At 35.5% G+C, this 24,198-nt stretch carries 24 protein-coding genes and 2 pseudogenes; 6 read left to right on the top strand and 20 right to left on the bottom strand.

Features of this window, described 5'->3' with window-relative positions:
* Window positions 1–290 precede the first annotated feature (290 nt).
* From BKP45_RS18940 to BKP45_RS18935, 3 genes are read right to left on the bottom strand one after another with little or no spacing between them, the layout of a single operon-like run.
* The gene (locus BKP45_RS18940; protein WP_071390127.1) at window positions 291–1,154 is read right to left on the bottom strand and encodes a glycosyltransferase family 2 protein; all 864 of its coding nucleotides are present in this window, start codon (window positions 1,152–1,154) and stop codon (window positions 291–293) included.
* A gap of 56 nt (window positions 1,155–1,210) precedes the next feature.
* Window positions 1,211–1,387 (bottom strand): nucleoside-diphosphate sugar epimerase/dehydratase, encoded by a 177-nt coding sequence (locus tag BKP45_RS22740; RefSeq protein ID WP_169824110.1) that lies wholly within the window; start codon window positions 1,385–1,387, stop codon window positions 1,211–1,213.
* 35 nt (window positions 1,388–1,422) lie between these two features.
* Complete coding sequence (locus BKP45_RS18935; RefSeq protein ID WP_071390126.1) at window positions 1,423–2,538, bottom strand: DegT/DnrJ/EryC1/StrS family aminotransferase; 1,116 nt, start codon at window positions 2,536–2,538, stop codon at window positions 1,423–1,425.
* A 244-nt stretch (window positions 2,539–2,782) separates the two neighbouring features.
* On the opposite strand from BKP45_RS18935, the gene BKP45_RS18930 reads away from it, so the two are divergent.
* Together BKP45_RS18930 and BKP45_RS23410 are read left to right on the top strand one after the other, a co-directional pair.
* Window positions 2,783–4,312, top strand: coding sequence for a glycosyltransferase (locus BKP45_RS18930; RefSeq protein ID WP_071390125.1), 1,530 nt, complete (start codon window positions 2,783–2,785; stop codon window positions 4,310–4,312).
* Between the two features lie 305 nt (window positions 4,313–4,617).
* On the top strand, window positions 4,618–4,743 hold the full coding sequence (locus BKP45_RS23410; RefSeq protein ID WP_281243167.1) for a hypothetical protein: 126 nt from the start codon (window positions 4,618–4,620) through the stop codon (window positions 4,741–4,743).
* 319 nt (window positions 4,744–5,062) lie between these two features.
* Here the strand turns inward: BKP45_RS23410 and BKP45_RS18920 are convergent, their stop codons facing one another.
* The 5 genes and pseudogenes from BKP45_RS18920 to BKP45_RS22735 all read right to left on the bottom strand — a co-directional run bounded on the left by BKP45_RS18920 (window position 5,063) and on the right by BKP45_RS22735 (window position 9,957).
* Complete coding sequence (locus tag BKP45_RS18920; RefSeq protein ID WP_071390123.1) at window positions 5,063–6,130, bottom strand: glycosyltransferase; 1,068 nt, start codon at window positions 6,128–6,130, stop codon at window positions 5,063–5,065.
* A 624-nt stretch (window positions 6,131–6,754) separates the two neighbouring features.
* Window positions 6,755–7,891, bottom strand: a complete 1,137-nt coding sequence (locus BKP45_RS18915; protein ID WP_071390122.1) for a glycosyltransferase family 61 protein — start codon at window positions 7,889–7,891, stop codon at window positions 6,755–6,757.
* A 68-nt stretch (window positions 7,892–7,959) separates the two neighbouring features.
* Window positions 7,960–9,243 (bottom strand): glycosyltransferase family 2 protein, encoded by a 1,284-nt coding sequence (locus BKP45_RS18910; protein WP_071390121.1) that lies wholly within the window; start codon window positions 9,241–9,243, stop codon window positions 7,960–7,962.
* Between the two features lie 139 nt (window positions 9,244–9,382).
* Window positions 9,383–9,685: pseudogene (locus tag BKP45_RS23145) on the bottom strand (dTDP-4-dehydrorhamnose 3,5-epimerase family protein).
* Window positions 9,686–9,729: 44 nt separating this feature from the next.
* Window positions 9,730–9,957 carry a sugar nucleotide-binding protein gene (locus BKP45_RS22735; RefSeq protein ID WP_084787910.1) on the bottom strand — a complete coding sequence of 76 codons (228 nt, stop codon included), beginning with the start codon at window positions 9,955–9,957 and terminating at the stop codon, window positions 9,730–9,732.
* Here BKP45_RS22735 and BKP45_RS23645 point away from each other — a divergent pair.
* Window positions 9,928–10,115 (top strand): annotated as a pseudogene (locus BKP45_RS23645) (IS3 family transposase); the annotation flags it as partial. The gene BKP45_RS22735 and the pseudogene BKP45_RS23645 overlap by 30 nt on opposite strands.
* A 135-nt stretch (window positions 10,116–10,250) precedes the next feature.
* Here the strand turns inward: BKP45_RS23645 and BKP45_RS18900 are convergent.
* The 8 genes from BKP45_RS18900 to BKP45_RS18875 all read right to left on the bottom strand — a co-directional run bounded on the left by BKP45_RS18900 (window position 10,251) and on the right by BKP45_RS18875 (window position 18,787).
* Entirely contained in the window at window positions 10,251–10,976 is a 726-nt protein-coding gene (locus BKP45_RS18900; RefSeq protein ID WP_071390119.1) for a dTDP-4-amino-4,6-dideoxyglucose formyltransferase, read from the bottom strand.
* 326 nt (window positions 10,977–11,302) lie between these two features.
* A complete protein-coding gene (locus tag BKP45_RS18895; protein WP_071390118.1) occupies window positions 11,303–12,052 on the bottom strand; it encodes a sugar phosphate nucleotidyltransferase in 750 nt (249 codons plus the stop codon).
* Window positions 12,053–12,075: 23 nt separating this feature from the next.
* Window positions 12,076–12,432, bottom strand: a complete 357-nt coding sequence (locus BKP45_RS18890) for a DUF1360 domain-containing protein (RefSeq protein WP_071390117.1) — start codon at window positions 12,430–12,432, stop codon at window positions 12,076–12,078.
* Window positions 12,433–13,330: 898 nt separating this feature from the next.
* Window positions 13,331–13,411, bottom strand: coding sequence for a YjcZ family sporulation protein (locus BKP45_RS21830; protein ID WP_084034865.1), 81 nt, complete (start codon window positions 13,409–13,411; stop codon window positions 13,331–13,333).
* A 294-nt stretch (window positions 13,412–13,705) separates the two neighbouring features.
* Entirely contained in the window at window positions 13,706–15,109 is a 1,404-nt protein-coding gene (locus BKP45_RS18885) for a peptidoglycan-binding protein (protein ID WP_071390116.1), read from the bottom strand.
* A 441-nt stretch (window positions 15,110–15,550) separates the two neighbouring features.
* Entirely contained in the window at window positions 15,551–16,339 is a 789-nt protein-coding gene (fabI, locus tag BKP45_RS18880; RefSeq protein WP_071390115.1) for an enoyl-ACP reductase FabI, read from the bottom strand.
* Between the two features lie 195 nt (window positions 16,340–16,534).
* Complete coding sequence (locus BKP45_RS22725; RefSeq protein ID WP_169823186.1) at window positions 16,535–16,681, bottom strand: hypothetical protein; 147 nt, start codon at window positions 16,679–16,681, stop codon at window positions 16,535–16,537.
* 33 nt (window positions 16,682–16,714) lie between these two features.
* Complete coding sequence (locus BKP45_RS18875; RefSeq protein ID WP_322788163.1) at window positions 16,715–18,787, bottom strand: cation:proton antiporter; 2,073 nt, start codon at window positions 18,785–18,787, stop codon at window positions 16,715–16,717.
* Between the two features lie 225 nt (window positions 18,788–19,012).
* Here BKP45_RS18875 and prpE point away from each other — a divergent pair, with 225 nt between their 5' ends.
* Both prpE and BKP45_RS18865 read left to right on the top strand, forming a co-directional pair.
* The gene (gene prpE, locus BKP45_RS18870) at window positions 19,013–19,753 is read left to right on the top strand and encodes a bis(5'-nucleosyl)-tetraphosphatase PrpE (RefSeq protein WP_071390114.1); all 741 of its coding nucleotides are present in this window, start codon (window positions 19,013–19,015) and stop codon (window positions 19,751–19,753) included.
* 22 nt (window positions 19,754–19,775) lie between these two features.
* Window positions 19,776–20,228 (top strand): hypothetical protein, encoded by a 453-nt coding sequence (locus tag BKP45_RS18865; protein WP_071390113.1) that lies wholly within the window; start codon window positions 19,776–19,778, stop codon window positions 20,226–20,228.
* A gap of 27 nt (window positions 20,229–20,255) precedes the next feature.
* On the opposite strand, the gene BKP45_RS18860 is transcribed toward BKP45_RS18865, so the two are convergent.
* The 4 genes from BKP45_RS18860 to BKP45_RS18845 form a co-directional block, all read right to left on the bottom strand.
* Entirely contained in the window at window positions 20,256–21,149 is an 894-nt protein-coding gene (locus BKP45_RS18860) for an RluA family pseudouridine synthase (RefSeq protein WP_071390112.1), read from the bottom strand.
* Between the two features lie 19 nt (window positions 21,150–21,168).
* Window positions 21,169–21,960, bottom strand: coding sequence for an NAD kinase (locus BKP45_RS18855; RefSeq protein ID WP_071311000.1), 792 nt, complete (start codon window positions 21,958–21,960; stop codon window positions 21,169–21,171).
* 110 nt (window positions 21,961–22,070) lie between these two features.
* Window positions 22,071–22,703: a GTP pyrophosphokinase gene (locus BKP45_RS18850; protein WP_071390111.1), complete on the bottom strand. Its 633-nt coding sequence runs from the start codon at window positions 22,701–22,703 to the stop codon at window positions 22,071–22,073.
* A 71-nt stretch (window positions 22,704–22,774) separates the two neighbouring features.
* Window positions 22,775–23,155, bottom strand: a complete 381-nt coding sequence (locus tag BKP45_RS18845; RefSeq protein WP_071390110.1) for a UPF0738 family protein — start codon at window positions 23,153–23,155, stop codon at window positions 22,775–22,777.
* A gap of 455 nt (window positions 23,156–23,610) precedes the next feature.
* On the opposite strand from BKP45_RS18845, the gene BKP45_RS18840 reads away from it, so the two are divergent.
* Complete coding sequence (locus tag BKP45_RS18840; protein ID WP_071390109.1) at window positions 23,611–24,195, top strand: CYTH domain-containing protein; 585 nt, start codon at window positions 23,611–23,613, stop codon at window positions 24,193–24,195.
* Window positions 24,196–24,198 lie beyond the last annotated feature (3 nt).

The following is a 24,198-nucleotide window of genomic DNA, read 5'->3' as shown; positions in this document are numbered from 1 at the left end:
ATATTTTAAATTATTGATTGATGGTTCGGAAATATGGGATAATTTCGATTTCACAATAATCTCGGAATCAAAAATACCGCTTTACGAGAAAGGTATAATAGCAATTTAATATCCTGATTGCTACAAAAATTCACTTAAAATTAATATTACCCTCTACCCTTGTTTCCATAGAAATAAGGGGGTTTTTATTTTCATGTCCTGTTAAGGGCTTATATTTATCAAATGGTATAAATATTCTAAATGATTTGGTTATCCTGTTTTAAAGCAACACAGGTCTCAAAGCTAGATTTTTAGTCTAACGTTTTTAATATCATTTCAATTCGCTTGATATCTTCTACAAATTGATGATAGTCCTTCACACGTTCACGATAAGAGTGAAGAGCAGTTTTGAATAACTCGTTCGTTTCAAGAAAACCTTCTTTTCGCGAGGCAATTATAATATCCAACCATTCACTAAAAGCATGTAGTCCCATTGTATTGTTATTTTGATTGGGATGTAATCGAAAATAACTAAGTGCTTCCGGAATATAGACTGCTTTTCCCTTGGATAGCAATGACAACCAGGCAGCTAGATCATTGATCAGAGAATACTGTTTCCCTTTGTAAACTCCATATCGTTCGGTAAGGTCTTTTTTTCTAAATAACACCGTTGTCGGTTCACCGATAACATTAAGACAACGAGTTAATGCAATATTCCCCAACACCTTTCCGTCAAATACCCTAGTTTCTTCATATAGCCTAGCCGTAGCACGGATAGGAGAAAGAAAATGACCTGATTCATCGATGGTTTGTCGATAAGAAGTGACAAGTGTAATATTTTCGAATTCATTAAAAAAATAGATCATTTTTGCGATTTTTTCTTTTTGAAACACGTCATCATCCATCAAGTAATTGATATATTCTCCTGATGCAAGATCAAAGCATTTGTGCCAATTTTCAAGAAATAAATTCCGTTCATTTTTATAATATTTGATTTGAGGAAATGAATGTAAGTAAGGATCAAGCATTTCTTGTACTCGATTATCTGTACTATCATCACAGATGATGATTTCAATATTTTCGTAGGTTTGTTCCAATACACTGTCGATGGCTATTTTTAGAGTATGCGGTCGGTTATACGCAGGTATGACGATGCTAACCAATGGAAGTCCCACTAGCTCCCCTCCTTCTCGAAAAATGTTTAGTTGTATATAAGGATATATGATTTTCCTTAGAAATGGATCCCCACTCCAGCACATACAACCTTAACTTGATTTTGTAACGAAATGATATCTGGCAGATCTCCTAAAACTGGAACATCATCTATTATCTGCCCTTTTAAATCAGGTCGTTCATTCAGAAATCCGACTACTTCAATTCCGATTTGATCACAAAGGAAGGACTTCACGACCGTGACCACCACATCCCCAAATCCTAGCTCCTTTATGATAAAACCATCCCTTCTACAATCAAACAAACATCTTGATTGGTCATTTCTTCCCATAGAGGCAGACTCAAAATTCGGCTGGATATCCTCTCCGTAACTTTTAAGTCTGTATTAGGATACCTTATAAAAAGGGGTTGCTGATGGCAAGGTGGAGAAAAATAAGTTCGGGCTTCGATGTTTTGATTCGAAAGAGCATGAATGACGTCAACATTTTGTCGACCTTCTGGGCAACAAATAGGCATAAATTGATAAGGGATTTCCCCTTCAGATTTTTGAATTGTCCAGCCCTTACCAAAGAAATTTTTTTGATGAAGTTGTTCGAGGTACCAAGAATGAACTTGCTGCCTTGCTTTTATTTTTTGCACAAAAACATCCAAAGTAGATAAGGCGATTGCTGCATTGTATTCGGACATTTTCCCATTTAAACCCGGCAAGGTAGTTTCTCTGCTCGCAGAAAAACCAAAATTCTCAGCTTGACGAATCTTGGATATTAAATCCTTGTTTGCACTGTAAACTAACCCTCCTTCACCAACTCCAAACGATTTGGTAGCGTGAAAGCTAAACACTACACAACCTGGAAATCCCCTTCCAAAATGATTTTGACTTCCCGTCACACCAAAGCTGGCAGCAGCATCTACAACCACTGGTACCCCAGACTCGTTAACCTGTCGATAGAAGTCGAGGTCCATATTTGTACCAAACGCAGCATATGGAATGACAGTGGCTACTTGATCCCCAAGTATTTGTAGCCACTCACAAAGGAGCTTCTCATCCATGCACCAGTCATCCGGACGAATATCTACGAAAAAAGGTTCTAAGCCACACCATAAAGCCGCAAGGGGGGTGGCTGCAAACGTAAAGCTTGGCATTAAGGCATATTTCCCCTTTGGTCGTTTACATTGCGAAATAGCTAATATCAAGCCGATGGTAGCATTGTTGACTGTTGTAACAGCTCCTATGTTATCAAAGTATTCATCCAATACTCGATGTTCAAAGCGTGTATTAAGGGGGCCGAAATTACTGTATATTCGTGATGCTTCTATCTCAGATATATATGGAGTCAACGCTTCTTGCTTTACCAGATTAGGCCGTAAAAATGGAATTTTCATCATGATTGAACGATTTGTCAACTCCTTTCTTTACCCTAAAACATATGGCTATTGATCTGGTAATAGAACCCAACCAATGAAATATCTATTGATCTTACTTGAAAATTTGATGAATACTTTAACTACTCTTTCTCATATTTATCTATAAAAAGGAGTGAGGATGATAAAGAAAATGAATAAGAGTCGTGAAGACTATAAATTAACACTAATTTATAATTGATCGCATTTATTAAAAAGGAGGAAGAAAATGTCACCGAATAAAACTCCACTTTTAACAACTCATCTATTTGTTTCAAGGAAGAAATCATGGGATGGATTGAAAGATATGATCGGCAGACTGGATGAAAGCGGAATAACAGTAAAGTTATATGAAACTGATGATGAATTATTGGGTATAAACCCCAAAAATCCTCACATCTACCTTTCATTGGGAACGGAGTGGGAAGAATTTCGAACACTAAATGCGTTACCACTTCACGAGAGAAAACGTTGGTTGCATTACAATTCTCCAGCAGAGATTCAACCCTCGAAATTATTTTACTGCTGGCTCAAACGTACCGATCCTCTCCCTGAAAACAAAACCATTCTCTCTACTCGATTTTCTTCAGATACTCCCTTAGTATCCGTTTTCACAGCTAGCTGCAAATCTCAAAAAAAAATTCAGCGACCTTATCGTTCCCTATTGAATCAGACCTACCCCAATTGGGAATGGGTGATTGTAGATGATTCCGGTGATGAAGATGAAACCTACAACCAATTTTTGCTGCCTCTAGACGATTCCCGTGTAAGGAGGTATCGTCAAGATTTTGGCAATGGCTACATAGGTGCCATCAAACGGTATGCAGCAGGTCTATGTACAGGAGAGATTTTAGTTGAAGTAGATCATGATGACGAGCTAACCCCTGACTGTCTGGAGAAAATCGTCCATGCATTTCAACAACATCCTGAGTGCGGCTTTGCTTATGGGGATTGTGCTGAAGTTTATGCAGGAAACAATCATTCTCATTGGTATGGCTGGGATTGCGGGTTTGGATACAGTATTTATTATCGAGTCTGGGTCCACCAAATGAACCGGCGACAAAATGTGCTGAAACAAACGGCGATCAACGGGAATACCATCCGTCATTTGGTCGGTTTACCAAATCATCCTCGTGCGTGGACGAGGGATTGTTACCATCTGATTGGAGGCCATCGCGAAGAACTGTTGGTTGCAGACGATTACGACATGCTAATTCGGACGTTTCTTTGTACTAAGTACGTAGCGATTCCGGATTTGCTCTATATCCAATATCGGAATGAAAATGGAAATAACTCCACTTTTCATAGAAATAAACAGATTCAAATCCTCGTAAGAGAACTAAAAAATTATTATCATAGGAGAATCTATACGCGAGTGAAAGAACTGGGTTTACCTGAGCAAGTCCCATATGGACGTGTGTGGGAGACAACCACAGATCATCCTGCGCGGAAATCTGCTCATATTATTCATGAAGATTCTACGAAAGTATCGATCCTGTTTCCTATTCCCCACTCCGATCCTGCAAAAAAGCATGCCCAATTGTTTAAGACTCTTCAAAGGGGCATAGAAACCAACTTTAAGGAGATCGAAGTAGTAGTTGTAGGCCGTATTCCTGCAGAAATCGAGAACTATGCATCGATAGCACCCATGGGAGCTATCCGATGGTGGCCTATGGAGCCAAATGACTCAATGGAAACGTGTATCCAATATGCCAAATTTTGCGCTTCGTGTTCTGAAAAAGTCGTTGTGTTGCCGTGAAACTCTATAAGAATATAAGAGTTTTGCTGCTATTGGATGTGGCTAACAAAAATTACTTAAACTATGACTATTTCATCTAAATAGCAAAATGCGTTAGGAAAATTGAGTAGTAAATAAAGAGTCTGTTTTCGATCCAAACAGACTCTTTTATAAATGTCGCTGCTCCAGTATCATTTCTTGAAATCATGTCTTCGGTTGGGTTGGAAACTCCCGCTGCAAGTACGCTGGTAGATTTAACTGTCGAAATAGATGGTGTCGAACAAGGACTAACTGACGTGTTTATTGAGCCCCCGGATTCACAGCAAGTGACATTCCACTCAATTATTGAAAATCTTCCAGTAGGTCATCACGTTATCCAATTGTTTGGTTCAGCAACCACAGATAGTGGTGTTGATGGTCCCGTGACAATGTCCGGATGGGTGCTTGCCTAATCTCATAAATAAAATAAACCACCGACTTACTGTGTGCGTCCCCTAATTATATGAAGGGAATTAGACGTAATTTGCCATTGTGAATGGCGAAGACGAACCAAAAATTTAGTATTCCTAATCAATCGTGCCAGATCGTATTTGGCTCAAAACCAGCAACTGAACGAAAAACGTAATCTGCCCAAAAAAAGGAAAACGGACTGACTCCAAAGGTCGGTCCGTTTAATGTTGATGCAGCAACGATTCGGGGAATAAGCCGCCACATCTGAATTCGTAGTTTAGCGTTTCTTTTGATTATAGGAAGAATAATGGAACGTTTAATTTAAAACTTATTTTCTATTAACTGTTTATTGTATAATATACTCTTATCCTGCGGTCGATACTCTCTTGCAATTTCATTGTGTTCATATGCTTTTTCATAGTTTCCTAAATAGTAATAACAAACACATAGGTTAAGATGTGGTATCCAAGTGGTATATGCTTCATTAAAAAAGCCCCAATTATCTTTAGGTCTTTCATATTTAGTTGCTAGTTCATACCAAAATTTTGCAGCCTTGTAATTGCGATCTTTCTTAAGTAAATTACCTAAACGGCAACATATTTCAGGACGAGGGGAGTCATATTCAAAAGATTTAAAAATCGCTTCTTTTTGTTTTTTCACATCTCCAATTTTCCCATAACAATCGCCCAGCTTCCCACAAGCTGCAATTTTATCCTCTCTCCACCCGCCTTTCATGTTCAGAAAAATATTGAAGTTTTCAATTGCTTTTTCATGGAAGCCATTTTCCATAAGCTCCTTAGCATAATAATAGTAATCACGAGGCGAAAACACATCTCCCTTTGCTATTCTTTTTTCATAGATTGCTAAATTTCTTCCACTTGAATGATGAATTCGTTTATGGGATACACAAATATCTGTATCCAAAATTTCCCCGTTCACTTGTAAATAAACATGACAATCACCATACCATTGGAAATTCTTGCTTCTTTTTACCAATCTATTTCTCCGAAAACTTAGTGTTACATTTCCATATTTATCAAATCCATAATTATAAATCATGGATACTGAGTCAATCGAAGGATCTAGAGTGTTTTTTAATTCTAATAATTTTTGTTGATCTTCTGGAAGTAATACATCATCTGCGTCAAGCCATAAAATATACTCCATTGTTGCGTGGCTGAATGAATAATTTCGTGCAGCTGCAAAATCACCAACCCATTCAAAATCGTAAATTTTATCCGTAAATTCTTTTGCGATCTCTTTAGAACGATCCGTTGACCCAGTATCAACAATTATCATTTCATCGGCTATGTCTTTTGCTGAATTTAAACAATTCCATAATGTTGCTTCCTCATCTTTAACGATCATACACAAACTGATAGTAATCATTAAAACACCTCTTTTTTATCAACATAGATTTTTGGAAATTGAAAATGTCCAACACCATGCTCTGAATTTGCCTATGGACGGATCTTTTATACATTGACGAAGGATAACTCTCCTCTCTTTCCTAGAGTAAAACGTGATAGTAAGGAATAGTATAAATGTCATGCTTTACGTACTTAGGTCGAGCGTTGTATCAAACGACAAAAAAATTGATAAGGGGACGTAGTTCAAGACATTGGAATATTCGATCGTATTTCATCGGCATGTGCCACCATGCCAATGCGTGGTTCAAGGAAGTAGAAAAAGTAAATTTCGCAAATTTACTTTCAACCATTAAAAATCTGCTGTCCTTATACAGAGCCAAGACTCTATCTTAAAGTACATATTTTAAAAATCCATTATTTGTGATTTATTTGATATGCCCTTTTTTAAAAATGACTTTGAAAATTCCAATTTATCCTCTAGAGACCTGCTTTCCTCCCCCAATAGACCCAGATTTATTTGATTAATTTTCAAGTCTCTATTTTTTATTTTATAATTCAATAATTCAATTCTCTTTTGAAAATAATTCTGAATAGTTTCTTGTATAATAAGTAGAAGAAATAAGCTCATTTAAAAATAGATAATTTAAGACATTTCATTTAACAAATTATGTAGATATTTCTGAAGTATTCCAGTATCAATCGTCCAATCTGCAACGTTTTCTGGGAGTGTTACATCAACAGTTTCTCCAGTAAAATAATGCAATTTTCCTTTGTTCAATGTATTAATTAATACGTCACTTAATTTAAAAAAATTACTAGGAGTAAGAATCAGTTTTATTGTAGGGTTGTTTTGGAAGACACAATTATACATTGCAGAGCCTGAAGGTCCAGCAATCATCTCTGCATTTCTAAAAAAGTTAATTTGTTGCTTAATAGTTAATTCTTGAGGGTGAATAATCATAAAACCGTGTGAAGCAAACAGCTGTTCAACTGCAAGTTCATTGCGTAATATTCTTCTTTTCTTATTTAATTTTGACCTTGAAACATAAATTTTTTTAGGACCGAGACCATCATCGTAGTAATCAGCTATTTTTTGCCAAATAGAAGAAGCGAATGTAGATGCATATTTTCTCAAAACAAATGATTGAACCGGAATATGAAGTCGTTCACATTTAGTCGGGTGATGTAAATAAACAATTTGTTTTGACCTTATTCCCAGTGCTCTTAAAAGATCAAGTTGCCACCGCTTTCGATCATGTGGATTCATCAAAATTTTATACTGACTAATATCTAAATATTGTGTAATCCAAAGCCTCGATATAACCTCTAACAAAAAATGACCGAAACCGTTTGAGTTTTCTCCACTCAAAAAAATACTATCGCCAGGCACGAAGATTTGCTTAGTTAGCTTATTTTTTATTAGAAAGCTATTAGTAATTCTATTATATTGTAATGATCGGTGCGGTGGATCTAGATCATAATTTCGAAAAGTGTCCGGTAAAATGTATTTATCTCCATACGTTATAATTTGGTTTTTAATACATATTCCATCATTTATTCTTGCAAGATAAAATTCATTTGTTGTACAACTAGTGGGAATAAAATCCTTTGCGACCGGTGCATTAGACGGAGGTATGACAGTTATTTTTTCTGGTTGTTCGATTAGATAAAAGTGATTTTTTTTGGTAAACTGATTTTCTAAATCTTTAAAATTTTTCACTTCGCATATATTACGATAATCAACTAATTTCAAGTTCCTTAATGTTCTAATCTGTTCCATAATAACTCCTTTTTGTAAAATATATAGAAAGATAGAAAGAAGTTAAATGAACTTTTTCGTTCTATACTTTATTTTCGAAATCCCCAATTTAACGGTGCACCTTGTTTTAACATAGTAGCTTCTGCCTTATTCAATTGGATTATTTTGGAGGTTAGTAATTTTAGTCTCTTTAAAATATTTATTTCAATTAAGTGCAATTGATTTTCCATACTTAAATAATATGCTGAACCGATCAGGAAAACAAAATTATCTGGAATAACCGAATGAGGTCTGATGATTGCCTCTAATGGGTTCCCGGTTGTAATTTCTGAAAGCAAACCGTTAGTAACAGGAATAATTTCACTAGTTTTAAACCCAAATCTTTTAAACGCTTGCTGCTGTACCAATCGTTTTTGATTATTTTCTATATAGTAAATTTGAGAATTATTTGTTCCTTTTACAAGTCTATTGTTAGGAAACAACTGCGAATTTGAAAACACTGATTGATCAACCTCTTGTCCTAACGTATATTTAAACAGTAATGGATCAGTAATCTCGACAATTTTACCCTTATCATACTTTAATGCGGTAAACATTTGCGGTGTAATTTTACGCCTTTTTTTCTGATCAATGATAAAAATTTCCGACGATACCGCTTGAACAATTGTTCCATTTGGTAGTACATTTGGTAAATGTCTATTCAAAAATTGAAAACATTGCGGTGATTTAATCGTTTGATCTAACATATCAGATATAGGATAAAATGGTTGAAACTCATTTAAGCGCATCCAAAATACTGCATCCCCGTTATGCCAACACTCTGGCTGATCATCCCAGTAGCTATTATATTTTTTAAACACTTGTTCAGCAATTCTTCTCGTATGCATCACAGAGCAATGATCAACAATATTAGCAGCTTTCCTTAAAATTCTTGAAGCATTTCTCTTACGCTCTGCAACCATTTTTAATTGTTCATTTAAAATTTGTACCTTTTGACTTGAATAGACGATATCAATGGAAGGTCGTTTATCTAAAAATTCCGACATCAACTGTAAACGCCTTGGAAAATAAACAGTATCATCCGTTAAATAGGTTAAGTACTTTCCCTTAGTCATTGGAATCGCTTCGTTAATTAGTGTGGCGTATCTCGTTGTTTTATAACGTTCCTCATTCTTTACACCACTGTTTACATAATGAATACGTCGGTCGTTTAAATAGGAACTTATTACAGCTATCGTTTCTTTATTAGAGGCATCATCCATAATAAACAATTCCCAGTCTTTCAATGTTTGATTAATCACACTTTCAATCGTTTTTCCAATTAAGTTTGGTCGATTGTAGCTAGTTAGTATAACCGATACTTTTGGCGGCATTGACCTACTCTCCCCTTGTTAACTTTAAACCATTTCGAATGTTGACAGACAAAGTTTTCTATTCATATTCATGCATACATTTTATATATACTTTTTATTCATAAACAGTTAACTACAGTCGTTAGTTAAGATTTAATTCTTATCTATGATTTTTCCTCCAATCAAAACCAATACTGTGATCATTATATGGAATTCGTTTCTCATCTGGAGGCGAATGTTTTCTCAAATCATGTAAAACAACTTGAGCATTACCAACAGGAAAGTACCAAAGATCATCTTGATGGCCTGATAATGAAAGGCTTTAATAACCCCTGGATAACTCATTGAATTGATGCTTGAGCAAAGGTTTCTAACATTCCTTCACTATCACGAATAATTCCCGCCAAAAAACCACGATTATCACAGTGCTTCGTGATACGCTTCCCTTAACCCCTTCAATCATGAAGATAACTCTTACCTTCTTATAAATTCTTGTACTGCGCTTTGCTAAGGTCGTAAAGGTTTAATTCCTTCATTTATTAGTGCTTCGTTACTCATGATAGAAAACTTCGGTCTTTCACTGATTGCACCGTATTCTTTTGTACTTACTGGTTTAACAAGGGAAGGATCGTACCCAGATTCTAAAAATATAAATCTCGCAAACTCAAACCAGCTACAAGCGCCCAAATTACTGACATGATAAATCCCGTCATTAAGAGAGAACTGATTTTCCATGAAAACTATAAAACTCGTGAGCAAGCAAAACGAAGTATTTTTGAATACATTGTCAGCTTTTATAACTACAAAAGAATTCATTCTGCAAATAGTCATCTGTCACCGATTGCCTATTAAAAAAGTATTTTAAAAGCTTAAAAGTAAAGCCAGTTGCGTAGATATTGTCCACTCTATCAAGTTAAGGGTTACGTCCCTTAATTTGATAGAATGGCCAGCAAGCAAATCGCGCTAGTTTGAAGAAAATCTCTATTTTATGTGTCCATTATTTGACATAGTATCCCTCCTACTAGATGTTAATCCTTTTCTAACTCTACTTTCACCCAAATTTTATTACCTTCTTCATCGATGAAATAGGCATTCTTATATATACCATGGGATAAAGCACGTAATAAATTAATAGCCTCTTTTAAAGTTGTACTTTTATTCAAGTCCAAATGACACAAGTCATTAAAATCTGATTTATAATTAACGTTTCCTTCGAATTTAGGAGTAAATGCTTTATATTTCTTCTCTAAAATATTAGATAAGTGTTTTTCTATAAGTTCTAACTCCACTTCTAAGATTCTTTTATACACGGATTCAGAAGTATCCCAAGAGGAAATATCAATCTTTTTTTGCACAATAATTTGACCATGATCTAAATGCTCATCCATTTCATGAATTGTTACTCCTGCAGGTAAATCATTTAATATACTAAAAACTTGAGGAAACCACCCTCTATTATAAGGGTTATACCCCGGATGAATATTGATACATCTTATATTTTCAACAAGTTTTTTTGGAAATAACTGCTTACAATGTAATGATATAACAAGTTCATAAGTGTTTATTATACACTCAAGCTCTTCTTTCACATTAACAGGTTTAAAATCATCGCTTCGTTCATACTTAATTTTAAGGGCAGAGTTGTTATTCGAATATCTAAAATCAAAACTTTCAAACTCCAAGTTAACTTTTCGAATAATCCGCAAAAAATTTTTATACAAAAACTCGTTATCCGTAACAATTAGAGTTTTCATTCACCTCACCTCTTCAAAAATATTTTTCCATATCTGCACCAAATATTGGTCATTAAAAAGTCTTTTCTATCCTTGGTCTGTTTGGAGCTTCTTTTTAAAATCACTAAAATTAATCTTCTCTATATCTAATGTATTATAAACCTGAATTATTCAAAGAAAATCATTAATCGATCATTAATGCCAATCTAATAAGCTTTTTTGTTAAATAGTTTTTCACTTAAAAAATGAAAAAAGAATTGGTGATGTTGTTTTTAGATTTCTTAAAAGATGTTCGATAAAATTTAATCCAATAAAACCAGCCCCACCTGTAATTAATAGCTCTTGCCTCAATACTGCAACTCCCTTCCTTTTTCAGTATTTAACCAATCATAAATAAAAGAATTGGCCTGATAATAAGATTGCCACGTTCCTGCATCTATCCACCAGCCTTTCAAAATATCGAATTGCAATTGTTCTTCACTAGCATACAGATTGTTAACATCTGAAATTTCTAGCTCACCACGTTCTGATACTTGGATCCAGTCAATTAATTCAAAAACACTATCATCGTACATGTATATACCAGTGACACAATAAGGAGAAATGACTGATTTTGGCTTTTCAACGATGGATGAAATCACGTTATTTTTTTCATTTAATAAAGCTGCACCAAACCGAGTCGTATCACCAACTTCTTTTAATAAAACGCGTGCACCTCTTTCCTGGTTTTTAAATGATTGAATGTAGGGACTAAGGGAATCTTCAAAAATGTTATCTCCTAAAATCACAAGAAACTTTTCATCTTTTACAAACGGTTTTGCATATGAAACAGCATCAGCTATTCCTTTTGCACCTTCTTGTACCTTATAATTTAGATTTACCTCTAGATCTTCCCCTAACCCCAATAACTGAATGAACGAGCTTAAATGCTCCCGATTAGTTAAAATTAAAATGTCTTTGATCCCTGCTTCTTTTAATTTAAATATCGACCAAAAAATCATCGGGTTAGGTCCCACTGGAAGAAGATGTTTATTCATAATTTTCGTTATCGGACTTAAACGAGAACCTGTTCCTCCTGCAAGAATAACTCCTTTCATTTTTTCACCCACCTAGTTTTCTTTTAATCTTCTACTAACTTTCCAAGAATTGTTTCGAGAAAAGAAGCTGCTCCTGCAACCGCAAAAATAAGAATGAATGGATACATGATAAATGGGTACCAAAGATATCCTAAAACGATGACTAACGAGCACCAAAATCCTGTACACCAATAGCAACTTAATAGCTCTCCAAAAAACTTTTTAATCCCTGTGCCTTTTGGTTGAATATATGATGCGACAGTTCCATCTGGTAATGTTTCTTCAACAACTTCAAGAAATGGACTACGAAGAAATTGTGTGATCGTATCAAAGACAATTAATCTAGTAAGGCGAAAGCTTGCTAAGATTATTAATAATAATTCAAGCCAACTTACACTCATATTTATCACCTTCTCTTTCAGAAAACTTTTTTTACGTAAGGCTTTAATCTTTTAACAAGTCCATCTCTTTACTTAAATGAATACTCTTTTTTAGCATATGAAAGAAATTTAAGAATGAAACATCATTTTATAAAAACTAAAACATAAACCATGTCCTTTTTCGATTAAGTCGCTGTATTATCCTTCTCTTAATAAACAGTACTACCAACTTCGTACAAGCTAAATTTTTATTCTTTATAAAATGTACTTAAGAAAAGCGCAAGCGCCTTGGTCACGAGCAGCTGCTCCTGTGCCACTCCGTTTGCTCGTCGCAAAGCAGCTTCGAAGTAATCCAAGCAGTAGCTTCACTGGGGCGGCCTTTGACAGAAGCCGCTCTTTGGCTTCTTACGTTTACGTGCTTCTGCGTCTTCTAGTATAGCTTCGTAGCAAGCTTCCTCGAAGCAAAGCTGCATGAAGCTAATCTACGAAGGATCTCAAGCAGTAATCGAAATCCGTTGCTTGACTGAAGTGACCGAGCTCGTAGGCGCTGAAGCTAGACAGTTTCCAAGTTAGAAATTTATAAATTCTGATACTACAAGAAAAGCGCAAGGCGCCCGCGTATCGGCGACAAACACTGGAAGACCAGCTCGTAACGGTCGGGTTTTTGACCGAAATCTATGTGCTTCTGCGTCTTCTAGCATAGCTTCGTAGCAAGCTTCCTCGAAGCAAAACTGCATGAGGCTAATCGACGAAGGATCTCAAGCAGTAATTGAAGTCCGTTGCTTGTCTGAAGTGATCGAGCCGATGGCGCCTGGAGCTAGACAGTTTCCAAGTTAGAAATTTATAAATTCTGATTATGCAAAGAAAGGTTGTTGAGAAAAATTCACTCAACAACCTTATAAGACATTTATCTATTTCATTACCAAACGTAAGCAGTTCCAATAATAACTAGTAGGATAAACAGCACTAAAACAAGCGCATATCCTGAAGTTTTATGCATGATTCTCACCTCCAACCTAGTGTAGAGGCCGGCCTCCTACTACTATATGTATGTAAAAAGACTAATTTTGTTTGTACTTGACCTTATTTTTTTATTAAAACTAAAAGATTTGGGCACTATTTTTATCTCCCATTGACTTTCCACAAAATGGAAATACTTGGAATGTCCTACATTAAACCTCAAGACTTTTATGATTTAAAGAGGTAATAAATTTGGTTATTAAAGTCCTGACAGGTAAACAATTTACTTTCAGACAGCAAAAAAATACCCTACCAATAGTTGGTGGGCAACTTCTCATTTATTTACTAGATTTTGAATAATCTGAGCTAACTCTCCTCTTGTCACATGTTGATTAGGACGGAATGTACCTTCTTCAAACCCTTTCATAATTCCTTTGTCATGAACGAACTTTATCGCTTCATAGGCTGAATGATTACTAGGTACATCTTTAAACAGACTATTATCAGAACTTTTCTTTTTCAACACTTCCGCTAACTTCCCTAGCGTTTTAGGGCCAGCGATACCATCTACTGTTAATCCATGCTTTTGTTGGAATGACCTGACTGCTGCTTCTGTTTCTGCTCCAAAATCTCCGTCTGCTCCAAACCTTGGTAACTCTTCTCCGGCTTTTAGTAAGTCATTTTGCAGCTTTCTTACTTCTTCTCCTTTGTCTCCGTTACGAAGGATTAAACCTCCTATATTTGGGGAGGATACAGCCCCTTTATCTGTGCTGTTACTCAACAATTCCGCTAACTTACCTAACGTCTTCGGACCTGCTATTCCATCGACCGTTAACCCTAGCTTTTGTTGGAACGACCTGACTGCCGCCTCTGTTTCTGATCCAAAGTCTCCGTCTGCTCCAAACCTTGGTAACTCTTCTCCTGCTTTTAGTAAGTCATTTTGCAACTTTCTTACTTCTTCTCCTTTGTCTCCCTGGCGTAGGATTAGTCCTCCAGGATTAGGGGAGGATACGGGGCCTTTATTTGAGCTACTTCTCAACACTTCCGCTAACTTTCCTAACGTCTTAGGACCAGCGATACCATCTACTTTTAATCCATGCTTTTGCTGGAAAGACCTTACGGCTGCCTCTGTTTCTGATCCAAAGTCTCCATCTGCTCCAAACCTTGGTAACTCTTCTCCTGCTTTTAGTAAGTCATTTTGCAGCTTTCTTACTTCTTCTCCTTTGCTACCTAGGCGGAGTATATGTCCACCAGTACTTGTTGATGGAGTGGACCCTTTTGCTGAACTGTTTCTCAATTCATTTCTAATTTTATTCATATCAATTCCCGGACATTGTGTACTTTGATTTGCAAATTCACGATGACCTAATACGTCATTCACAGTAAGATTAAAGCGATTTATTGCAATATTTGCTCGTTCTTGCCATACTTTTTCTTGAAGTTCAGTAAATGAGCCATTACCTACCATTGCGATATGATACGTTGTACTGTTATGTCCACCTACACCATTGGTAATGACAGTTGGATCATAACAAAGTTGCACTGTTCCATCTTGAAGAATGATTTCATGATAACCACCAGTAGACCAACCTAGACCTCTCCAACGATTATTCCAAAAACTCCAGAAATCTCCACCAGTAGTTGCAGTATGGTGTCTGGCAATCTTCGTTATCCTTGATATATCACGACGGTTAGAGCCTTTTGGTGTTTGATTACGAATATCTTGAATGTTCGCCATCCCCTCGACTCTCCTTTACCTATTATTCTTAAATATTGGTAAAATTTGATACATGAGTGAATTTCATAATAACCTAAATGGAGCTGCATAAGTCTAAATGTTGTTGGAAACGGTCTTCATCCAACAACATTTAGTATCAGAGTAACGAAAATAAACAATTATGAAATTCATTAACATACTCTTTTTTTATAATATTTTTATGATCTTAGAATGGTGAGCACAAGTTGATCCTAATTTTAGTTAGACAGTTTAGCTTGCGCAACAATAATTGATTTCCTTTATTTATAGCTTCGAGAAATCCCTAATTTTTAGATGAACTTCATTTACAAATATTACACATTACAATATTTTATATAGTAGAAATTCACAAAATTGAATAAACAAAAAAAGTCTGCAACTTACGAACAATCGTAAATCACAGACTTTTATTAATTCAAAATTTTACTCATTTTTCATTAAGCCAATAACATTATATCCACCATCAACGTGAAGGATCTCTCCAGTTATTCCTCTAGATAAATCACTCATTAAGAATAGAGCAGCGTCTCCTACTTCTTCTTGTGTCACCGTTCTTCTTAACGGAGCATTTTCTTCAAACTCTTCCACAACTTTATTGAAGTCAGAAATCCCTTTTGCTGCTAGCGTACGAATTGGACCAGCAGAAATTGCATTTACACGAATCCCTTCTTGGCCAAGATCATTAGCTAAATATTTCACACTAGCATCTAATGACGCTTTAGCAACACCCATTACATTGTAATGCTTAACTACGCGCTCTCCACCTAAATATGTAAGTGTAATGATGCTTCCGCCTTCTGTCATAAGCTCACGAGCAGCCTTAGTTACAGCTGTTAAAGAGTAAGCACTAATATTTTGAGCAAGTAAAAAGCCTTCTCGTGTAGTAGCTAAATATTCTCCACCTAACTCGTCTTTATTAGCAAATGCGATACAGTGGGCAATACCATGAATAACGCCTACTTCTTCTTTAATTGTGTTAAATGTTGCATCTATTTCTTCATCGCTTGAGATATCACATGATAAAACTAGATGATCTTCTCGCTCTAATGTTGCAACTAAATCCTTCACATTTTTTTCAAGTCTTTCTCCTGCATATGTAAAAATAAGTCTAGCTCCTGCTTTTGATAACGATTGAGCTATTCCCCAGGCAATACTACGTTTATTCGCAACTCCCATTACGACAAATGTACGATTTTCTAACGATAAGTACATCGAAAGTCCTCCTTTTATTTTAATACAATAAGTTGATATTAGCACTTGGTCCTAATAATTATAGCATGTACCTATAAATAAGCAAGAAGTGTTTTTTCAAGATTACATTACAGTGTTTTCACACTTCTTAAATGAGAAACTAACACTCCCTTACTTTATCTAAATACTGAAAAAGGTAAGAACACTTAAAGTGACTTACCCTTTACTCGTTTCAATATTACGTTTGCTAAAATGGCAATAAGAACATTCATAAATGACATTTTGATTTGATTGAGCAGTTAAAACATTCTCTAGAGCATCTCGTTTTTGACAGCTAGGACAAATAATTACGATTTCCTCCATGTACCATTCACCTCTAGAATATTTTTGCCTATATTAATGATCATATTCTCTATCTGGAAGAAATGTTGTTGGTAAAGTAGTTCCCCTTGAACCTCTAAGATCAACCGTTTCTACTTCTTCAGGAAATATAACAATAAAATTCTCAGACGTTGATTTTGATATTTTCCTTGGTAATTTCTCTAAATACGGATGCCAAGCAACCGTCCCACGACGAGCACTAATGACAATTATTAACTCGTCTTTTTTAAAACGGTGTAAATAGTTTTCTTCCAAGTGCATCCACTTATCTACTGTTTCTAATGTCACATCTACGTCTGGCTTTTGTTCATTAACGAGCTTTCCATAATAGTTTTGATCTCCTTTTACAACTAAACAAAGCAAAGTAGCTCCCAAACGATTTGCCATTAACTTTACAATACGAATACTTTCCTTAAATCCAGGCTTCTTAGAACTTAAATGGGGTAAAATCAAAACAATTCGCTTTGTTGTATTTAAAGGATGAATAAGCTTTGCCACTAACATCATCTGGTTTGTCTGCTCTAAAATTTGATCTAAAATCCCACCTAATATTTTTTGAGGTGTTGAAAGTTTCCCATTCCAACCTACAATTACGGTAGAAATTCTCGTATCTGTCATAGCTCGAATAATTCCTGAGGCTGCATTATAATCAACTCTTGTTAAAAGACGAATTGGTATGTCAGCACCTGCTGCGTACATCACTGCATGACCAAGCATCTTTTCCGCCTCTGCCACTTTTGCTGCTTCGTCTCCCCCATTTTCTCTGACAACTGAGATCGGATACAACGGCTCATTTGATGTCGGAGTTTTAATAATGAATGCCAAATCAAACAGCCCTTCTATTGTTTTTGGATTTGCTAAAGGTATTAATATTCGTTCCGGTGCCTGACTTCGTTCATACGGCTGTTCTTCTTCCGCCTCAGCAATTTTGCGACTATATTTTTCAACTAGATAGGGTCCAATCATACAAGTTACTAAAATCATAATGATAATCCCATTGACAAGAGCTAAGCTAAACAAACCTAATTCGTATCCAACAAGTGTCGCTGCTAAAGTAGCTGCTGCTTGTGGAATTGTTAACCCGTACATTAATTTAACTTCATCCTTTGAATATCGATAAATTTCCCCAGATATCCATGCTGCAGACATTTTTCCAATGTTAACTAAGACAACAATCGAGAAAGCAAAAATTAACGCTTTCGGCTCTTCAAGAAGCACTCGAAAATCCATTAACATTCCAACGGAAAGAAGAAAAAAAGGAATAAATATCGCATTTCCGATAAATTTTATCCGGTTCATTAATGGACCTTGTTCGAAAATTAATCTATTCAACGCTAGCCCCGCTAAGAAAGCACCAATAATCGGTTGAACACCAGCAACAATAGCCAGATAGGCACATACAAACAATACTGACATGACAAAGATATATTCCATCGAACCATGACTACTCATATTACGGAAAAAGAACTTTGCAATGACAGGTACTCCAAATAACACAACAAGTGAAAAAAGAGTTAAAGAAACAATTAGTTGTACCCAAAAAATAATATTTATGTCGCCTTGTTTCATCCCAGCAATAATGGCTAACACTAACAAGGCTAGTGTATCGGTCATAATTAACCCACCAACTGCGGTCGTAACAGCCTTGTTCTTCGCGACTCCAAGACGACTAGCAATGGGATATGCGAGTAACGTATGAGAACCAAGTATTGAACCGAGTAAGATCGCTGCGGGAATAGAATATTCCATCATGATCCCTAGCGCAATTCCTAAGGCAAAAGGTATCGAAAAAGACAATAAACCAAATACTAAGCTTCTATTTCGATATTTTTGAAATCCATCTAAATCTATTTCTAAGCCTGCAATGAAAATGATATATAAAAGTCCGACAGTTCCTAATAATACAATTGTAGGATCTCGATCTAAAATACCTAAACCATTAGGACCAACGAAGATCCCAGCAAAAATAAGTCCAATGATACCTGGAATTCTTAATCGGTTCATAATAATTGGCGCTAATAAAAAAATAACCATAGCCAAGGCAAAAATAAGAACAGGATCAGTAACAGGTAATTCTAAAGTAAACAACGTATCACAACCTTTTCTTTATTACTAAACCCTATGTTTATGGCAAAAACTTCTACAATCATAAAAGAATGGTATGGCCTTGTCAATAAAAAAGCTATTATCTTTAGAAGTAGTAATATAATTTTCACTTTAAACTTATTATTCCGTAAAGTATAGGTTATTTATAAGACTGATATGCTATAACTATAGAGAACTACATACTATTTTTTAGAAAGATGGGATTACATGTTTGACGTTATTGGTGATATTCATGGCTGTTATGATGAGTTTGAACAATTAACAAAAAAACTAGGATATAGTTGGCATGAAAGCTACCCAGTTCATCCAGAAAACAGAAAATTAGCTTTTGTTGGAGACTTAACCGACCGAGGTCCTCACTCCTTAAAGGTAATCGAAATTGTCTCAAAATTAGTAAAAAAAGATCGAGCGTATTATACTCCTGGTAATCATTGCGATAAATTATACCGATATTTTCTAGGGCGTAAAGTTCAAGAAACCCACGGTTTAGAAACAACTGTAGCTGAAATAAAAGCACTTAATAAAGATCAATATGCATCGATCCGCTCATCATTCATGGAATTATATGAAAATGCTCCTCTTTATCTACTTTTAGATCAACAAAAGCTTGTCATTGCACACGCTGGAATTCGCTCTGACTACATTGGTAGAACTGACAAAAAAGTTAAAACGTTTGTGTTATATGGTGATATTACTGGGGAAAAAAATCCAGACGGTACTCCCGTTCGGAGGGATTGGGCAAAGAAGCATTCAAACAATCAATCTTTCATTGTCTACGGGCACACCCCTGTCAAAAAGCCTCGTCTTATTAATGAAACGATTAATATCGATACAGGCTGCGTTTTCGGTGGGACATTAACAGCATTCCGTTACCCCGAAAAAGAAACGGTTTCTGTTGCTTCTAAACAACCATTTGTACCAGAAAAGTTTCGCACGTTTGATGATTAACTAATCTAGAAAGGAGAAATTAATGAGTAATTCATTAAAAATAGTAATATTAATACTGTCCATTTCTTTATTAACTGCATGTGGTAATGAACCAAACATAACTCCAAACACAGATGAGAGTAGGATCATCATTGATGATGAACTTTCCACTGTATCTTTATATGCTGTAATGAAAAATGAGAACCGTAATAAAGTGGGCCCTCTCTATGCAAAATTTATTATTCATGATGAAACATTACAAGAGGCAATTGGAGCAGAAGTTATTGACTTTACATTGGGAAATGCACAGAAACAGCCTTTTTATATTGATGGTAATGAGGAGTACTTTATTTCTGAATCATTTTTATACGATGCGCAACTAGATGATGATGAACTTATTAATATGGTTGAAGTGGTGATAAGCGATGAAAACGGAATGGAAATGATCCAATTTCTTATTCCAAATGTCAAAAAACATGAAGCGCCTTTTGAATAAGGAATGCGCTTCATGTTTTTCTAACGGCTACAATTCATTTATAAGTTTATTCATATCCTCAGGTGGTTCTACGCTAAAATTTAATTCGCGTTGTAAAAACGGATGAAAAAACTGTAGTTTCCAACTATGTAATGCTTGCCGACTTATTTTTTCTATTGAACCTCCATATAGATCGTCCCCAAGGAGAGGATGGCCAATAGATGCCATATGAACACGAATTTGATGAGTCCTTCCTGTCTCAAGAATTAAACGTACGACCGTTTCCTTCTTAAGGTACCTAATGACTTTAAAATTAGTAACGGCCTCTTGACCATCTTTTCTAACCTCACGTTCAATAATACTGTCCTCTTTGCGACCTATTGGAGCGTTAATTGTGCCGTCTATTCTTTCCATTATGTTATGAACAACGGCCAAATACGTACGTTTTACTTTTCCTAGTTTTTGTTGTCGAGAAAATAAATCATGGGCATATCGATGCTTCGCTATGATAAGTAACCCAGACGTGTCCCGGTCAAGCCGATTTACAGCATGAAAAGTACTTGGAATGTTGTTGACGTCATAATAATATAGAACTCCATTCGCTAATGATCGATTAGGATGATAAATAGACGGTATTGTTGGTAGATTGGGTTGTTTGTTAATAACTAATATGTGCTCATCTTCATAAACAATCGATAAAGGAATTTGCCTTCCTTCCATACCGTCGCTACGTTCTTCAGGGGGGAAAACGACGGTAACCTCATCACCTTCATGCAATAAAGCTCTTACAGTAACCTCTTCATCATTAACACGTAACTCACCATGCTGTTTAACCGCTGTTAACGCTTGTCTAGAAATTTCTTTTACATTTCTTAAATAATCCCTTAAAAGACAATGATGATCTTTATTTTCTACTTTCCATCGCAAAATGATTCCATGCATTTAAACTACCTTCTAACCTTTACTTAATAAATGAGTCTCTCACTCTATTCCAAAATGGAAACGGTCGAAAGCGCGCAAATTTTATTTTTTCTTCAGCTACTCGACACTGAATAGATTTTACATCTTTTTCAATGATTGAAAGATGATCAATTGTGATGTGATAATCTCCTTCACTTTGTGGTTTTAATAAACATGTGTGATGCTGTGGTAAAACTAGAGGTGAACCCACCGTTCGATAGATACGATTGTTAATCGATGCCATTTCAGCCATTTGAATTGAAGATATCGAAGGGTGTAATATTGCTCCTCCTAAAGCCTTATTATATGCTGTGCTTCCTGATGGTGTTGAAATACAAAGTCCATCCCCACGAAATGTTTCAAACATTTCACCTTTGATTTCAACATCCATAACTAAAGCTCCGACCACGCTTTTTACAGAACATTCATTTAGTGCCAAGTAACGTTCAGATTTTGTTGTATCATTATGTCTTACAATGACTTCAACTAAAGGATATTCCACAATTTTAAAAGGAGTCTTTGCAATATGGATCACCAATCGCTCAACCTCTTCAGGCTTCCAATCGGCATAAAACCCAAGATGTCCAGTATGAACTCCCACAAATGCAGTATCACTCAGGCGATGAGCGTAATGATGAAAAGCGTAGAGTAACGTTCCATCTCCGCCAACAGTAATCACCATGTCAGGGTTGTCAATATCGTAAACGAGATTAAATTCAAGTAGATAATTTTTTATTTTTTGCATCAAACCGTCGGACTTTTCATCCCCTCGGGAAGTAACTGCAAATTTCATTTCACTAGAACAACTCCTATTCGTTCATATGTAAATGCAAATTTTGAAAGCTTTAATAGGAACAAAGTACTTCATAGCTATAAATTTTCTTTTTTCCGTTCTATAAAAATTTAATGGTTTCTTTGCTCTTCTTCTTTTCTTCTAAAGCTAACTTGTGCCTCAAGTACTTCGCCACGAATTTGAGACATTTCTTCATCTAATTTAAACGCCGCTTCAGCCGCACTTTGTAAACGCTCAATAATATTTTCTGGAATTTCGCCACTATACTTATATAATAATGAATGCTCAATCGTCGCCCAAAAATTCATAGCCAAAGTCTTTATTTGTATTTCCACGAGGATCTTTTTTTCCCCTTCTATCGTATGCACTGGATATCTAATAACTAGATGATATGCTCGATATCCACTTCGCTTTTTCTCAGTAATATAATCTCTTTCTTCAATGATTTCAAAATCTTTTCTTGCACGAATTAATTCTACGACACTATCGATATCTTCAACAAATTGACACATTACTCTTACCCCGGCTAAGTCCTGCATTCGTGTTTCTAACTCATCTAAAGGGATATTTTTCCTTTTAGATTTGTCAATAATACTTGAAACCGGTTTAATTCTCCCCGTAACAAATTCAATTGGAGTATGTTTTGTAGAATACATGTTGTACTCCTTACGAATTCCCCTTAACTTAATCTTTAATTCTTCGACAGCTTGTTGATAAGGAGCAAAAAAAACATCCCAATTCATTTATCATATCACCTCTTATATATCTATGTATGTGAAACTTTGTCCAGTTTTTCCTCACCTTATTAAGATTATTAACTAAAGAACGTCTGATTAACAGCTTGTACCATTCTTTCACCATAATTGCTGTTTTCTTGAATGTTAGAAAGTAAATATGTAAATTCTTCTTGGAATTGAATAAATGGTATACGGTTTGTTTCATTAATTTGTAAAAATAAAGGTAACTCTTTTTTGGTAGCGGTATTTAGTTCATTCCAAAACTTTTCGGCAAAGCTCACATAAATAAAGTCATCCTCTACATCTAAAATATAGATAAATGACAAATGTTCTGAATCAGTTAACATCCGACCTTCAGGTTGAATTTTTTTATCTACTAAAAAATCGGATTGATCAACATATACCTTTCCTTCACGATCATCAAGTTGTATTTTTGTAACTTCAATTTTTTTCGCCATTCCTAAATCCTCCAATTAACTATTTACGCCCTTAGTGTATCATAAAATACATTTTTTCGATAATTAGAAAACTATCAATATTCGACAAATCGTAGTATGATTAAGAAAAGCGCAAGCGCCTTGGTCACGAGCGATAGGCACTGGAAGGCCTTTGACTGAAGCCGCTCTTTGGCTTCTGAAAAGGACTGAAGTGACCGAGCTCGTAGGCGCTGAAGCTAGACAGTTTCCAAGTTAGAAATTTATAAATTCTGATTATGTAAGAAAAGCGCAAGCGCCTTGGTCACGAGCAGCTGCTCCTGTGACACTCCGTTTGCTCAAGAGCAAAGCCGCTTCGTAGTAACCGAAAAGTGATGTAGTGAGGACCAAGATTGTACACGCTAAAGGTAGTCAGCTTTCAACTAAAAAAAAGCTAATAATCACTTCGACTTATTAGCATAGCAAAGAGGTTTTAAATAATGAAACAAGAAATCGAAATTGAATTTAAAAATATTGTCACAAAAGAAGATTTTTTTAAACTACTTTCTCATTTTTCTGTAAAAGAATCAGACTTAAAAAAACAAAAAAATTACTATTTTGATACCAATGATTTTAAGATAAAAGCTCACGGAAGTGCTCTTCGTATTAGAGAAAAACAAAATAAGTACACATTAACATTAAAGCAGCCACACAAAGTCGGACTATTAGAAACTCACCAAGACATAACAGATGAAGATGCCAATCGTTCCTTTAATGGAGAAGCATTACCTAAAGGGGCTGTCGCTACTCAACTTTATACATCTTTTCAAATTGACTTAAGCAAATGTAGGTATTTAGGATCTTTAATAACTAATCGAGCTGAAATTTCCTACCTTGGCGGAACACTGGTGTTTGATCATAGCATTTATTTAGGGGTAGAAGATTTCGAAATTGAGTATGAAGTAACCGACGAAGAAAAAGGAAAAGAAATTTTCTCGGGACTCTTTACCAATCTCCAAATTCCTATCAAAAAAACAGAAAACAAAATCAAACGATTCTTTTTAAGAAAAGCTGAATGCAAATAACTT

It is taken from the genome of Anaerobacillus alkalidiazotrophicus (assembly GCF_001866055.1).
The sequence above is the reverse complement of the archived record's forward strand: the minus strand, read 5'-3'. Positions and strand labels throughout refer to the sequence as shown.